This window comes from Paenibacillus peoriae KCTC 3763 (assembly GCF_000236805.1).
Lineage (GTDB): Bacteria > Bacillota > Bacilli > Paenibacillales > Paenibacillaceae > Paenibacillus > Paenibacillus peoriae.
The window spans coordinates 37,320-51,186 of sequence record NZ_AGFX01000009.1 but is presented as its reverse complement, the minus strand read 5'-3'; the positions used below and the strand labels follow the sequence as shown (position 1 = coordinate 51,186).

13 protein-coding genes and 1 pseudogene are annotated in these 13,867 nt (G+C 43.5%); 4 read left to right on the top strand and 10 right to left on the bottom strand.

The genetic code is table 11. The features are described 5' to 3' along the window. Nucleotides 1-39: 39 nt before the first annotated feature. The 4 genes from aspA to KQI_RS0101275 form a co-directional block, all read right to left on the bottom strand. On the bottom strand, nt 40-1,458 hold the full coding sequence (gene aspA / locus KQI_RS0101290; protein ID WP_010344868.1) for an aspartate ammonia-lyase: 1,419 nt from the start codon (nt 1,456-1,458) through the stop codon (nt 40-42). Nucleotides 1,459-1,495: 37 nt separating this feature from the next. Further along, nucleotides 1,496-2,188 carry a cysteate racemase gene (gene cuyB, locus KQI_RS0101285; protein WP_010344867.1) on the bottom strand — a complete coding sequence of 231 codons (693 nt, stop codon included), beginning with the start codon at nt 2,186-2,188 and terminating at the stop codon, nt 1,496-1,498. A 137-nt stretch (nt 2,189-2,325) separates the two neighbouring features. Further along, a complete protein-coding gene (locus tag KQI_RS0101280) occupies nt 2,326-3,567 on the bottom strand; it encodes a cation:dicarboxylate symporter family transporter (RefSeq protein ID WP_010344866.1) in 1,242 nt (413 codons plus the stop codon). A 215-nt stretch (nt 3,568-3,782) separates the two neighbouring features. After that, on the bottom strand, nt 3,783-4,646 hold the full coding sequence (locus KQI_RS0101275) for a LysR family transcriptional regulator (RefSeq protein ID WP_010344865.1): 864 nt from the start codon (nt 4,644-4,646) through the stop codon (nt 3,783-3,785). 486 nt (nt 4,647-5,132) lie between these two features. Here KQI_RS0101275 and KQI_RS0101270 point away from each other — a divergent pair, with 486 nt between their 5' ends. Together KQI_RS0101270 and KQI_RS27380 are read left to right on the top strand one after the other, a co-directional pair. After that, nucleotides 5,133-5,498, top strand: a complete 366-nt coding sequence (locus KQI_RS0101270; RefSeq protein ID WP_010344864.1) for a BlaI/MecI/CopY family transcriptional regulator — start codon at nt 5,133-5,135, stop codon at nt 5,496-5,498. After that, nucleotides 5,491-7,014, top strand: a complete 1,524-nt coding sequence (locus KQI_RS27380) for a M56 family metallopeptidase (protein ID WP_010344863.1) — start codon at nt 5,491-5,493, stop codon at nt 7,012-7,014. The genes KQI_RS0101270 and KQI_RS27380 overlap by 8 nt, the downstream gene beginning before the upstream one ends. A 215-nt stretch (nt 7,015-7,229) precedes the next feature. Here KQI_RS27380 and KQI_RS0101260 read toward each other — a convergent pair whose 3' ends face one another. Next, a complete protein-coding gene (locus KQI_RS0101260; protein WP_010344862.1) occupies nt 7,230-8,225 on the bottom strand; it encodes a zinc-binding dehydrogenase in 996 nt (331 codons plus the stop codon). A gap of 181 nt (nt 8,226-8,406) precedes the next feature. Here KQI_RS0101260 and KQI_RS0101255 point away from each other — a divergent pair, with 181 nt between their 5' ends. Beyond that, nucleotides 8,407-8,991: a TetR/AcrR family transcriptional regulator gene (locus KQI_RS0101255; protein WP_010344861.1), complete on the top strand. Its 585-nt coding sequence runs from the start codon at nt 8,407-8,409 to the stop codon at nt 8,989-8,991. Here KQI_RS0101255 and KQI_RS0101250 read toward each other — a convergent pair whose 3' ends face one another. Continuing rightward, nucleotides 8,992-9,441 carry a GNAT family N-acetyltransferase gene (locus KQI_RS0101250; RefSeq protein ID WP_010344860.1) on the bottom strand — a complete coding sequence of 150 codons (450 nt, stop codon included), beginning with the start codon at nt 9,439-9,441 and terminating at the stop codon, nt 8,992-8,994. Nucleotides 9,442-9,523: 82 nt separating this feature from the next. Here KQI_RS0101250 and KQI_RS0101245 point away from each other — a divergent pair, with 82 nt between their 5' ends. Beyond that, a complete protein-coding gene (locus KQI_RS0101245) occupies nt 9,524-10,381 on the top strand; it encodes a MerR family transcriptional regulator (RefSeq protein ID WP_197536377.1) in 858 nt (285 codons plus the stop codon). A gap of 20 nt (nt 10,382-10,401) precedes the next feature. On the opposite strand, the gene KQI_RS0101240 is transcribed toward KQI_RS0101245, so the two are convergent. The 4 genes and pseudogenes from KQI_RS0101240 to KQI_RS0101225 form a co-directional block, all read right to left on the bottom strand. Next, nucleotides 10,402-11,169, bottom strand: coding sequence for an S-layer homology domain-containing protein (locus KQI_RS0101240; protein WP_010344858.1), 768 nt, complete (start codon nt 11,167-11,169; stop codon nt 10,402-10,404). A gap of 153 nt (nt 11,170-11,322) precedes the next feature. Then, nucleotides 11,323-11,565, bottom strand: a pseudogene (locus KQI_RS27570) (Tn3 family transposase); the annotation flags it as partial. 206 nt (nt 11,566-11,771) lie between these two features. Continuing rightward, nucleotides 11,772-12,722 carry a zinc-binding dehydrogenase gene (locus KQI_RS26545; RefSeq protein ID WP_010344856.1) on the bottom strand — a complete coding sequence of 317 codons (951 nt, stop codon included), beginning with the start codon at nt 12,720-12,722 and terminating at the stop codon, nt 11,772-11,774. 88 nt (nt 12,723-12,810) lie between these two features. Continuing rightward, complete coding sequence (locus KQI_RS0101225; protein ID WP_010344855.1) at nt 12,811-13,713, bottom strand: aldo/keto reductase; 903 nt, start codon at nt 13,711-13,713, stop codon at nt 12,811-12,813. Nucleotides 13,714-13,867: the final 154 nt, after the last annotated feature.

Sequence of the window (13,867 nt, the reverse complement as noted above, 5' to 3'; positions counted from 1 at the left end):
TCCCTTTGCTTTCGTTAAACGTTTATTGCACGCCACTCTTTAATTCTTTTCCAATAATTCTGCTCCTGCGATACCCGGATTCGTCATCTCATATGGGTTAAGAATGATCTCAAGCTCCTCTTCCGTCAAAACATTATAAAGAAGGCACAGCTCGCGTACCGGACGCCCCGTCAAAATCGCCTCGCGCGCGATTCTCGCGACTGTCTCATAGCCTAAGTGCGGGTTGAGCGCCGTTATAACCCCTACACTTTTCTCCACATACTCTTTACAGCGCTCTACGTTTGCTTCGATTTCCTCCAAACAGTACACGCGGAATACGTTGAACACCTGATTCATCATGCTGAGCGATTGCAGCAAATTGAACACGAGCACAGGCTCCATGACATTTAGCTCCAGCTGCCCTGCTTCGGAGGCAAGACAAATCGTATGGTCATTGCCGATGACCTGAAACGCCACTTGATTCACTACCTCCGCCATAACCGGATTGACCTTGCCCGGCATAATGGACGAACCGGGTTGGCGTGCCGGCAAATTCAATTCCCCTAGCCCGGTGCGAGGCCCGGAGGCAAGCAAACGCAGGTCATTGGCAATCTTTGACATGTTGATCATGCAAACTTTTAAAGCGGCGGACACCTCAGTGTAAGCATCCGTATTTTGCGTCCCGTCCACCAGGTGCGTGGCATTACAAAGCGGCAATTCGCTGAGCTCGGCAAGATATTCCACGACCCGTTTAATATATCGGGGATCAGCATTTAAGCCCGTACCAACAGCTGTTGCGCCCATGTTAACTTCGTACAAATGGCCGCGAGTCTGACTGATCCTCTTGATATCACGTTCCAGCACTCTACTGTAGGCCTCAAACTCCTGCCCAAGACGGATCGGCACGCCATCTTGCAGATGAGTACGACCCATTTTGATAATCCCGTCGAACTGCACAGCTTTAGTCTGAAATGCTGCGAGCATTTCCTTCATCGTGACGATCAGCTTATCAATCAAAGAAAGTGTTGCAATATGAATCGCCGTAGGAAAAGCATCGTTGGTTGATTGGGCCATATTCACATGTGTGTTGGGGCTCACTTTGAAATAATCCCCCTTGGTTCCCCCCAGCAGCTCGATCGCCCGGTTGGCGATAACCTCATTGGTATTCATGTTGATGGATGTACCTGCTCCGCCTTGAATAGGATCAACTATAAATTGGTCATGCCATTTACCGTCCATGATTTCTTGTGCTGCTGAGACGATCGCATTCCCGATATGTGGATTCAATTGCCCAATCTCCATATTAGCCAACGCTGCCGCCTTTTTAACCGTAGCCATAGCACGAATTAACGATTCATGGATACGATAGCCTGTGATCGGAAAATTTTCTAATGCTCGAACGGTTTGTATACCGTAGTAGGCTTGAGATGGCACTTCTTTTTCTCCAAGAAAATCTTTTTCTTTACGATATTCATTCATGAGTTTTTATCCCCCTATTTCTAGTTTCAAGTCTCATTTACAACACATGTTCCCGGTATGCAATATCTACAACCTTCTTGGCTAAAATATAAGTTGGATCTATTACTTTAATCCCGTCTACTTCACTCAAAACAATCGGAATCTCTGTGCAAGCTGCAACAACGGCCTTCGTTCCTTTGGCAATCATCGTTTGACATGCGTTCACCAATAAACGCTTGCCTTTTTCGATATGTCCCGCTTTTACTGAATAAATACCTTCCATTACGATAGCTTGTGTAATCTCATCAGGCTCCAACACCGTAATTCCTTTCTCACGGAGAGCGTTTTGATAAAGCAACGTTTTCAATGTACCGTCAGTCGCTAACAATGAGACACGTCTTATCCCAGCCTCGCCTATGAAACTTGCCGTTTCTTTGGGCATATTAACAATCGGAGTCCTAACCGTTTCTTGAATGTTCTGCAGATAATAATGCGCAGTATTGCAAGCGATTACAATCAAATCCGCACCGGCATCCTCCAATCTCTTGGCAGATTGTTTCATAAAGGGGAGTGGATCATTGCCTTTACCCATTATGGCTAATGTACGATCCGGAATCTGAGGATAATTATCAACGATCATATGAATATGATCCTGGTCATTTTGGGCAGGGGTTAGTCGAATAATTTTGTTCATCAAATCGACTGTTGCGAGCGGTCCCATTCCTCCCATAATTCCAACGGTCTTTATCATGAGAATCCCTCCACTTTTTTCTTTTGCACATTAAGAGTATAAATCTTAAGTGGAAAGCAGTGTATATCAAGAGAATTTATTCAAATATAGAAATCCTATATATCCAACAGAAACAATTGGAAAAGAGGATAGGATCATTATTTTAAACGATCTGATTTTCCATGATCAAACTGGCCTTCCCATTTGGAAATGACGACTGTAGCTAAGGCATTACCTACCACATTCACAACGGTTCTCGCCATATCGAGAATACGGTCAATTCCAGCAATCAGCGCAACACCTTCAACAGGAAGGCCTACGGAATTTACGGTAGCTAGTAGAACAACCAGGGAAGCGCCAGAAACACCAGCCATCCCTTTGGAGGTTAACATTAATATGACCACTATGCTGATCTGTGACAAGATCGGTAAATCGATACCATACATTTGTACAATAAATAGAGTAGCCAGCGATTGATACAGTGCAGAGCCGCACAAATTAAAAGTATATCCGGTAGGAACGACAAAGGATACGATCGATTTCGGGCATCCGAATTGTTCCATCTTATGCATCAGTTTCGGTAGAACGGCTTCCGAGCTTGCGGTCGAGAAAGCCAAAATAATTTCATCCTTCAATAATTTTAAAATTTTCACAATGCTGGTGCCGCACATTTTTGCTACTATGCCTGATATGACATACACAAATACAAACATGGACAAATAGAGTACAATTACCAGTTTGCCAAGCGGTATTAAAGAGGAAACACCAAATTTAGCAACTGTAACACCAATCAAAGCAAACACACCGAGAGGGGCCAATTTCATGATCTGATTGGTCATCCAGAACATCGTTTCAGAGACGGCTTCCAAAAAATGAATCACCGGTTTACCCTTTTCACCAATTACAGAAATACCGACCCCAAACAGTACAGAGAAGAAAATGATGGCTAGCAAATCGCCGTTCCCCATAGCTTGAACGATGTTTGTCGGAACGATATTAACAAACGTGTCAGCCAAACTGTGACTAGCGTTTTCTGCGGTATTTACATATTGGTGTATATCAGTTTTGCTCAGTTGCGACATATCAATGCCTAATCCCGGTTTGAAAATATTTCCCGCAAACAAACCTAAAACTATTGCTACAGTAGTTATAATTTCAAAATACAGAATCGTTTTAAAGCCTATCTTCCCCAATTTTTTCTTATCTCCAGAGCCCGCTATGCCTACTACAAGAGAGGAAATGACAATAGGCAAAACAATCATTTTAATAAGACGGATAAATACATCACCAACCGGCTGCAAAATCGCCGTTACTAGAGGATTTCCGTAGAAAATGGCACCTACAGCAATGCCTAGAGCAAGTCCGATGAATATTTGCCATGCTAGTCCTAACTTTTTCATCTTTAATCTTCATCCCCTATTCTTATTCTGAGATTGCGGTCAGCAAAGTGTAATCGCTTACATTTATTTGGACCTGCAATTATTTTAAGTTATAGGGTGCCATGTAGAAAATTAAATGTATTTTATTTCTATATAGGATAAATCTATATAGAAATAAAATAATAGACAGCCGTTATATTCCCATCAGTTGAAAACCCTAGACCAGTTATAGTCAGCTATTTTTTTATAAAATATTCTATATATGCAGGTTTATGGTTTCCTTTTGCATAGATAAAGTCAATTTTTACATCGAATCTCCCGGATGAGACTAATGGCACACGGAATAACTGCCCACTTTCCAATTCTTTCTTCACACAATGCTCCGGTAAAAAGCTAATTCCCATCCCATTTACCACTAAATTTTTTGCAGCCTCCATACTATCCACTTCAAGAACCACATTTGGCTTTAGATTTTTAGATTCAAACAAGCCATAAATCATAAGCCAGTCTACCGATCCATAATCAAAAAAGATGAGCGGTTCTTCACTGACCTCTTCAATTGTCACCTGACTATTGTGCAACAAAGGATGGTTGATAGGGACAAACAATCCGATTGGATCATGACGAAATATCTCAGATTCAATTTGGGGATGTGTAACTGTTCGAACCATTCCGAAATCCACCTCGTTATTAAGAACCTTGTCTAATATATCATTAGAATGTCCGGTTAGAATTTTGACGTTCACATTGGGGAATTTAGTTTTAAAAGCAGGAAGAATTTCAGGGATAATGAAATTCGCGATGGAGGTAGCACATCCAATTTTCAATTTATCAACCGTAAGTATCGGTTGGTGCAACATTAATTTGGCTTCCTGATAAGATTGTAAAATGTTTTGTGCATATGGTAAAAACGACTTTCCCTTTTCATTTATTGAGATTTGCTTCCCAGAACGATGAAATAATTCCGCATTAAGCTCACGTTCCAGGGAGTGAATACGGGCAGTTACAGAAGGCTGGGTAAGATAAAGTGCCTCAGCTGCTTTAACAAAACTCCCTAAATGAACAGCATAGACGAATGCCTCAATATTTTCTATATTCAAAACGACAACCACCCTTCTTCTCATCTAATCTTTTTTTATTGTACTCTTAATGAATGCTTCAAGTGTGTTTTTTTTAATTGACAGACCAAAACTTTCCATATTCACACTTCTAAGCTAAATATAACATATTCAGCTCTTTCATTTCTTGAGTAAATATTCCCCTTTTTTTACCAAACAACTCATTAACCTAATAGAACATATATTCTCATTTGGAATACGTTCTATCCTATTTACATCTAAAAATTCAGATTAACTTGTTTGTCTCTTAATATTAATATAAATTTTTTAAATTGAAAAATGAGCGAATCAAATCTGATTCCTGCGTCCCGGTAATGACCTCCCCTTCCATGTGTTCTAATATTATTCTGAAACAAATAGATACATTAAAAGATGAACATATTGTAATCGTTCTGACATTGATTTTTCTATAAGACAGTTGTATTATCATGAATGTAAACTACAATTGTCTTATGAAGGGAGAGTGTTATGGACAAGCTGAATCTGGGCGATTCCGAGTTGAAGGTCATGTCTGTCCTCTGGCAGGAAGGCGATACAACAGCCAAGCATATCGCCGGTATTTTGTCCGACAACTACGGCTGGAATGTAAATACGACATATACGCTGATCAAGCGTTGTATCAAAAAAGGAGCAATTCAACGCTCCGAGCCTAACTTCATTTGCCGGGCGCTAGTGTCTCAAGAGGAAGTGCAGAGAAAAAGCACTATGGATCTGGTGAACAAAATCTTTGATGGCTCCACCAACAAGCTATTCGCCTCACTGCTCGGCAAGAAGGAACTTTCCAATGAGCAGATTGACCGGCTGAAAAAAATGGTAGACGAGTTGGATGAATGAGGTGCTTATGATGAACTGGCTGCAAATGGATATTTCCGCAGCACTGATGATCGTTATTGTGGTCGGTGTACGGATATTGAACAAAAACACGTTTCCCCGCTCTGCTTTTTTATGGCTGTGGGCGATCGTCTGGCTGCGACTCTGCATTCCTTTTTCCCTGCCTTCGGAGTGGAATCTGTATTCGTTGTTGAATACAGCGGCCAATAAGCTGAGTGGTCCAACGGATATGGCAGCTACAGCAGTCCCTTCTTCAGCGGTGGCTGCCTGGACAGCGGCTTTATCGGGTTCAACGTTCCCCCGATCATGGGACGTACTGTCCGTACGCCCTTCCACTTTTCCACAATCAGCACCTGCCGTGTCGGTATGGATGCTCATCTGGCTGATAGGTGCAATCGGGTTCGCAGTGTTTTTCGGCGTAGCGTATATCCGGTGGTATCGCCGTTTCCGCTCTGCCCATCCGGTGAAGCAAGAATTTGTAGATCGCTGGCTTTCTCGTCATCGTCTGCTGCGGAGCATTGAGGTCAGACAAACTGGGCAAATTGATTCTCCACTTACATACGGGATTTTTCGGCCTGTTATTTTAATGCCCGTAGCAATGGATTGGAGTGACCATAAGCGGCTGGAATATATTCTGACTCATGAATACGTGCATATCCGTCGTTTCGATAGCGCTAGCAAGATGTTGCTACTGCTAGCTTTCTGTCTACACTGGTACAACCCGTTTGCCTGGCTGATGTATATGCTGGTGAATCGGGATATGGAGCTGTATTGTGATGAGGCGGTTATACGGAATCTTGGCTATCAGCGGCGCTCCGATTATGCGCGCACCCTGATCCATATGGAAGAGCAAAAGCTGGCACTGCCATCCATGAACAATTATTTTAGCAAATTAGCAATTGAAGAAAGGATTGAATCCATTATGAAAATGAAAAAAACAACCGTCGCAGGTGTTCTGTCTGCCTGTCTGCTCATCGGAAGTCTAGCAGCTGTATTGGCAACTTCTCCTGTTTCCGCATCTATCGTGACCTCGCATAGTGGCGGTTCCCCTAAGTTAGCGGGACATGCGAATGAATATCATGCCGGAGAAACCTGGAAAGTAAACAATGAATGGGAATTTACCGTGAATTCGGTTCGCGAGACCACACTTGCGGGCAACAGTATAAATGGTAACCGACCGGCCAAGCAGGTGCTAATCGTGAATTATAGCTACAAGAATATCCGTCCAACTGGTGGCGAGCCACTTGCATTCTCCAAGGCCCATTTTTGGATGACAGATGCACACGATCCGGGAAATAATAATGCAGACGGTTCGCATTACACCATATCCGTGCCTGGCATGGATCGCATTGGGGTTGTAAATCCAGGCCAAAGTGCGCAGAGCGCAGAATGGGTTTACGCTTTTTACGACAAAAAGACCGATAAGGTTGAATTCAACGTCGGAGCCTATGACTCACATGAGAAGCTGCATGAAACCAAATTTATTGTGCCTGTAGAAGCACATAAGGCAGCGAAGTAAAAGAGCATTGCCCAAATGTACGGAAGGTCATATTAAAGAACACCTTGAAGACATTCTAAAAGATTTATAAAACGTGTAGAAGTGGACTTTTACTACCTAGTAGTTCGCCTAGCACGGCAAAAAAACAGCTCCTGCATCGCCTGTAGGAGCTGTCTTTGTTGTTACTAATCGCAACACCGCCAATCAACCAAGCTGGCCCGGCTCTTGTTGCTAGTTCACTCCATCGAATTGATTTTTGCAACCACTTTACCTGTTATTTTTCCTTCTTTTAGTTTAACTAAATACTCAGGAATTTCTTCCATAGAGATTACCGTCAATGCTGGAGGTGCAATTTTCTTCTCAACTAATAATCGAGCGAATTCATCTCCTATTACCGCCAAATTAGATTGTGCTGTGTAATCCCGTTCCGTGTGAGCTGCTCCAAGCGCAATTTCATGCAGCGACATGCCCTTTTCATAAAATCGAAGCCGATTAAATTCAGGAAAACCAGCTGTGACGACGATTTCACCACCAAAAGCAAGTACATCAATATCTCTAGTAGCACTTGCTGAACTAATGGTATTCAACACGTAGTCAACGCCTCTTTCATTTGTCAACTTGGCAATCACTGCATATACATCTTCTTTGGTAAAATCAATTGCTTCATCTGCACCAAGACTTTTTACATATTCTATGTCTCTTCCTTGGCAAGTCGTGTATACCGTTAAGCCGCATAATTTAGCCAACTGAATAGCATACCCCCCTACACCACCTGCTCCTCTGTGGATCAGTATCGTATTTCCTGCTTTCGGTCTGAGTTTTTGAATGATTGCCTGATATGCTGTAAAGCCTGCCCCGGGAACTACGGCAGCTACCTCGTAGGGAATCGATTCAGGCAGTTTACTAGCCGTGTGAGCTGTCGTAGTGGCATATTCCGCAAATCCTCCATCCAGATTTGTTATGCTGCGGAGATAGTACACACGATCGCCAACCTTAAAGTTGTTGACCTCGCTTCCAACCGCATCCACAATCCCGGCAACATCTAATCCGAGCACCCTCTGCTTTTCACTTGCCAGACCGGCATAAGCTGCAACCTGATAATCTGAAGGATTTAAACCAGATGCAAAAACTTTTACCCTGATTTCATTTTCTTTCGGCATTGGTTTCTCTCTATCCTGTACAATCGTAAGACTTTCTATTTTCCCCTGTTCTTCTAAAACAAGTGCTTTCATAAAATACTACCTCCTGAATTGATCTGTGACATCGGTATCTGCTACGTTGAGCTTCTTATCTATTTGACATTTATCTTAAGAATAAATAGAATACACATGTGTTTCCGTTACAATTGTAACGTCAGTGATATCAGGCGTCAATCGGATCGGATACGGCCTAAACAAAACAGGAGGAATTGTAATGTCTGAAAACAAAATGACAGAAATGCAGCGATTAGAAATCCTGCGCTTGTCTAACGCAGAATCCAACCGCATCACTAAAACATGTATCGAATCGGCTATGATTTTATTAATGAAGGACAAATGCTTCCATGAGATATCAATTACAGATATTGTAAAGCGCGCTGGCGTGTCTCGAACCGCCTATTACCGCAACTACAACGCTAAAGAGGATATATTGCGCAGCGTAATGAAAGAAATCGTGGACAAAGTCATAGTTGCCATGAATCTGCGTCTTCCAATCCAAAACTCATATGAAAACTGGTGCTCCTTATTCCACATGCTAAAACAACATGCCGATAGTCTGAAAATACTTCTCATGGCGAATTTCGGAGATGCAATCCTAAACGAATTCCACAGAATAATGCAAAGTTCTGTATCCAAAATCAGTATCCAGGAAAATTACAAATCTTATTTTTGGAGCGGTGCCATTTACAGTGTAGCAGCGAGTTGGATTCGAGATGGTATGCAGCAGACGGTCGAAGAAATGGCGAAGATTTGCTATCAAATCATAGATCGCATGGATGAGGATTGTCATTCATGTTAATTATAATTCTTTGACCATTACCTTTTCTCCGTTTATATCCAACTCTCCATTAAAACGAAAACCAAACTTTTGGTATAACAACAAGGCTCTGTAATTGTCCTCATAAAGACTTAGATAGATCTCTTTACAATGGTATAAATTAACAAGATGCTCAATAAGCGCTGTAAGCATCATTTTTCCAAGTCCCTGTCCTTGGAAATTCTCGTCAATCATGAAACGATCCAACCATACCCGGCCGCTTTGACCTTCTCCAGGAAAGAGTCCATACATGGCAAACCCGACCAAAACATTTTCCCAATAAAGTCCTGCTGGTCGGTAGAAAGTGCAATCTTTAGCATCTTCCAAACTTTGTTCCGAAGCTTCAATATATGATTTTTGATGATCACTTACACGCAAAGACAATATTTCTTGCAAATTTTCCTTAGTCACTTCTCTAATAGAGACTGTCATCATATCTACCTTTCCCTTGCTTCTGCTCATTACTATTCATACAATAAGGTATACCGTAACCAGATAGTCAATTGGGGATGAAATGATGAGGAAAAATTCAGAGACGTATTTTACAACAGGACAATTCGCTAAAATATGCAAGGTAAATAAGAGAACTTTATTTCATTATGATGAGATTGGGCTATTCCAACCTGCTTTTATAGATGAAAACGGGTATCGTTATTATTCTTATCATCAATTTGATTTATTCTCCATTATTACTGTTTTAAAGGAATTAAACGTCCCTTTAAAAGAAATCAAGACATATCTTGATGAGAGAACTCCAGAACGAATATTGGATTTGTCGAAGCACAAGATATCAGAAGTGAATAAAGAAATCGAAAAGATGAATAAAATTAAGCACATATTGGAAGAAACCATTGTCTATACGCACAAGGGATTAAACTCTACAAGTAGTGAAATTAAATTGGAAGAACATGAAGAGGAAAGAATCATTCGAAGCACTTCATTTGAAGAAAACAATATAAAGGATTACGCTGAATGGATGATGACTTTCAAAAAATTTGAACATAGCACGCAATCCGTTGGGACATCTTTTGTTGGGTCTATGTTGGATAAAAAAGCTATTTTAGCAGGGAAACACGCCTCAAAATCGTATCTTTTTGTAAAAACAAACCATAGAAATAACACACATTTTTCAAATTTCATAAAACCAAAGGGACTATACGCTGTTGCATATCATCATGGAAGCTATGAAAAGATCGGCAGAACCTATGAGAGACTCATTCAGTATATTAAAAAGGAAAATTTCCTTATTCAGGAATTTGCTTATGAAGAATATCTTATCGATGAAGTTGGTGCAAAAGATGAGAGTGACTATGTTACTCAGATTACGGTTGGGGTAAAGAGTAAACAAAGCAAGTCCAATTCATCATGCTAGCGTCAAAATTGCATTAAAAATCACTTGGTTGTGGCTTCGTACAAACGCTGTAAAAGGGTAACAGCTTCAGCCCGTGTGACTTGCGCTTTTGGGCGAAGGAATCCTTCATCAGCAGTAAGAACGCTCATCTTGGTTAGCGTGTAGAATGCTTCAGCCTTTTGATCCTGGAAATCGCCATCATAGGAGTACTCTTCTCCGCTCTTGTCAATGTACAGTACTGGATAATAGGCCGAGAAATTGTCATAGTAATTCGCCTCACGAACTTTCATATCCTTGTACTGCGCAGCTGCGGAAATCACTTCCTCAATCTCAGGATGAAGAGTCTGATTAGTATAATCCGTCCGAACGGAAGCAATCATCATCATATCCCAGCGGGTCAACGGCTTGTCGGGCTTGACATAGAATTGATAATTTGGATATTTGCCCCCTACACTTTCAGCATACGGCCAAATATAATCCCCGTTGAATATTGCTGCAAAATCTTTATTCGCCCAGTGTTTACGCGCATCCACAAATTCTGAAGAGTTGCCGGATGAATGATTGATTTCTGGAAAAAGCTTGTGAAACATATGTACAAATTCCGCTTTTGTGATGGTTTTGCCTGGCTTGAAGGTCCCATCCGCATAACCGTTGATAACGCCCTTGTCGACCATCAAACGAATTGATTCGGAAGCCCATTCATATTTTGTCCCGTCCACATCGGGAAACGTATTTGCCGCGAATGCGGATGGACTGAAAAACAGTGTCGCCGCAACCAATGAGGTGATAAGGCATTTCTTTTGGAACATCTCTTTCCACTTCCTTTAGGTAAAATTCATGTAGAAAATAGTTTTCCGGATTCCATTTTATATCGGCATTTCAAATGCAAATGATGATAATAAACAGAAAAAATCACTGTTAAAATTTACCTGAAAGTTCATTTTTCGAAAGGGCCAAGGGTTCAACGCACTGGCCAAAACATTCATGGCTTCCCCTTTGTTCAATCCTCTATGGATTTTTCGTCGCAGCGCGGTAGTCAAACTGTTTTGTCTCGCATAGGAACCGACTTTCCGCATAATGAGTGATGCTGAAACGGTGCCTTCCCGGATGGAGTGAACCAGTCGGAGAACATCATCGTAGTTTTCCTGGATGATCTTTGTATTAATCTGTCCGCGCGGCAGCTTCTCCAATTTTGGAAAATCGGAGAGAAGTAGACACCGAGCCTTTCCCCGAATCAGACTTTCGCCTTTCAACTCATCCGGCTCTCCTATTTGAAGTAGTCTTAGGTTACACAAATTGGCGGGGACAAGAGGAACCCATACCTGACAACTTTCTGCGTCAATCCCGTAAGAAGGAAAGACGCGCAGTATCAATAAAGATTCCTGATGATCTCCCCGCCCGCCAGAAGAGCCTAGTCAATCAGGATGGCCACGCGTCCTTTCGTCTGGCCCGCCTTGAGCGCATCGACTACTCGCGGCGCCTCCCGCCAGCTAACCTCCTCTGCGATGTCGAGATCTAGCCGGTTGTCGACGACGAGCTTGGCGAGGATGCCAAGATCACGCGCGACGCCTGTCCGCCGCAGGACGTGGGCGGCGACATTCTCGGCTTCGACCCGCGCACCTGGATGCTCACCGAACCAGCCGAGGGGGATGATGGCCTGCTCGGACGGGGCATCAAAGCCTTCGCCACCGCCCATCGTGACGATGACTCCCTCGGGACCTACGACCTTCAACGCGTGGCTCAGGCTGCCGCCGCCGAGGGTATCTATAATGAAGTCGAAGGGCCCCACGGTATCATTCGCCACTGCGATGTGGTTGAGATCGAGCGACTTGAGCGCCTCCGCACGTTCCGCACGACTGACGCTGCCCGTCACTTCCGCTCCGGCGTGCTGCGCTAGCTGAGCTGCGATCCGGCCGACTGCGCCCGTCGCACCGGTAACTAGGACACTCAATCCTACCAGAAAGCCAGCGTGGCGAACGGAGTAGAGCGCCGTCAGTCCAGCATTGGGCAACACGGCGGCCTCCTTCCAACTGAGTTCGTCGGGGATGACACCGAGTGTGGAAGCCGGCAAGGCAGCGAACTGCCCCCAGCCGCCTCCGCTAAAGCCGGTCATGGCGATCACTCGTGAACCAACCGGCGGACCGCTGCCATCTGCGGCCTCCTTGATAACTACACCTGCTAAGTCGAGGCCTAAAACACGTCCGCCCGGAAGATAGGGTAGAGAACGGATCTCGCCGCGAGCAATCGTGGTGGACTTGCATTCGATCAGTGCTTGATCCGGCGCCGGGGTAGGAACAGGAACATCTGAGAACGAAATACCTCCTTTGCCATCAGTTACCCACGCCTTCATCGTTTTTGCCATGTCATTCATTCTCCTTTCATCTAATCGAATCCATATTGTGGCTACAATAACGATCATAGAGTCAACGCTCTTGTAGAGGCCATCCCAGTCAAGCCTGAAAGATTTGATCGATCCGATCGATTTCCTCTTTCGAGAGCCGCACGAACAGTGTCTGCAGATTGTTCTCCACCTGCTCGGGCCGTTTAGCACCTGGGATGATGGCATCGATAGCGTCCCGGGTCAGGTACCAAGCCAGTACGATGTGCGCTACCTCGACTTGCTTGGTATCAGCAATCTCGCGCAATCGCTCGACCTTTTCCAGATTAGTAATAAATGTCTCACCCTGGAACATCGGGAGGCTGGCACGCACATCCGAGAACGTTGTCTCCTTTGTGTATTTGCCGCCTAACAGACCTGAAGCGAGCGGGAAGTAAGGTACGAACGAGAGGCCGTTCTCCTTCGCATAGGGAAGGATATCCTTCTCTCTGTCCCGTTTGAACAAGTTGTACTCGTCCTGGACAACATCTACATAGCCATCTTTGTTCGCTTCTCGCAACTGCTCGATTGAGAAGTTAGAGACACCGATCGCACGGATTTTCCCCTCATCTTTCAGCTCCTTCAACGCTCCAACGGCTTCGTCCTTTGGCGTCTCCACATCTGGGTAATGAATGTAGAACAAGTCGATGTAGTCGGTTTGCAGCCGTTTCAGGCTGTTCTCGACGGCTTCCTTCAGAAGACTCGGGTTGTTATCGAAAGCTTTGGTAGCGATGACAACGTTTTCCCGTCCACCTTGTTCTCTAATCACCTCCCCGATGAGCTCTTCGGAGCGTCCATGTCCATATACGAATGCAGTGTCCAGAAAATTAATGCCTTGCTTAAGCGCCGTACGCAACACGTCTTTGCCTATTTCATCGTTTAGATTCGGATAAAGGTTGTGCCCACCAACCGCATTAGCACCAAGACCAATCGGATTCACCCTCAACTCTGTACGTCCCAATCGAATTTGCTCCATGTTGCATCCTCCTTAGAATCATAGTTTACTAACGATCTTGACTCTCCCTTATCAGATTTTTGGTATGTTGTTCAAAATAAAACAACAAGAACGAAACTGTTCTGTTTCATTAAAAAGAATAATACAGTACAGTTTTGTTTCGTGTCAAGAAAAA

Excerpts from the sequence above, each read along its gene's own strand:
- KQI_RS0101260 (WP_010344862.1), bottom strand. The coding sequence starts at position 8,225 with ATGAAAGCACTTGTTTTAGAAGAACAGGGGAAAATAGAAAGTCTTACG.
- KQI_RS0101225 (WP_010344855.1), bottom strand. The coding sequence starts at position 13,713 with ATGGAGCAAATTCGATTGGGACGTACAGAGTTGAGGGTGAATCCGATT.
- KQI_RS0101240 (WP_010344858.1), bottom strand. The coding sequence starts at position 11,169 with ATGTTCCAAAAGAAATGCCTTATCACCTCATTGGTTGCGGCGACACTG.
- KQI_RS27380 (WP_010344863.1), top strand. The coding sequence starts at position 5,491 with ATGAATGAGGTGCTTATGATGAACTGGCTGCAAATGGATATTTCCGCA.
- KQI_RS0101245 (WP_197536377.1), top strand. The coding sequence starts at position 9,524 with ATGATGAGGAAAAATTCAGAGACGTATTTTACAACAGGACAATTCGCT.
- KQI_RS0101280 (WP_010344866.1), bottom strand. The coding sequence starts at position 3,567 with ATGAAAAAGTTAGGACTAGCATGGCAAATATTCATCGGACTTGCTCTA.
- KQI_RS0101255 (WP_010344861.1), top strand. The coding sequence starts at position 8,407 with ATGTCTGAAAACAAAATGACAGAAATGCAGCGATTAGAAATCCTGCGC.
- cuyB (WP_010344867.1), bottom strand. The coding sequence starts at position 2,188 with ATGATAAAGACCGTTGGAATTATGGGAGGAATGGGACCGCTCGCAACA.
- KQI_RS0101250 (WP_010344860.1), bottom strand. The coding sequence starts at position 9,441 with ATGACAGTCTCTATTAGAGAAGTGACTAAGGAAAATTTGCAAGAAATA.
- aspA (WP_010344868.1), bottom strand. The coding sequence starts at position 1,458 with ATGAATGAATATCGTAAAGAAAAAGATTTTCTTGGAGAAAAAGAAGTG.
- KQI_RS0101270 (WP_010344864.1), top strand. The coding sequence starts at position 5,133 with ATGGACAAGCTGAATCTGGGCGATTCCGAGTTGAAGGTCATGTCTGTC.
- KQI_RS26545 (WP_010344856.1), bottom strand. The coding sequence starts at position 12,722 with ATGGCAAAAACGATGAAGGCGTGGGTAACTGATGGCAAAGGAGGTATT.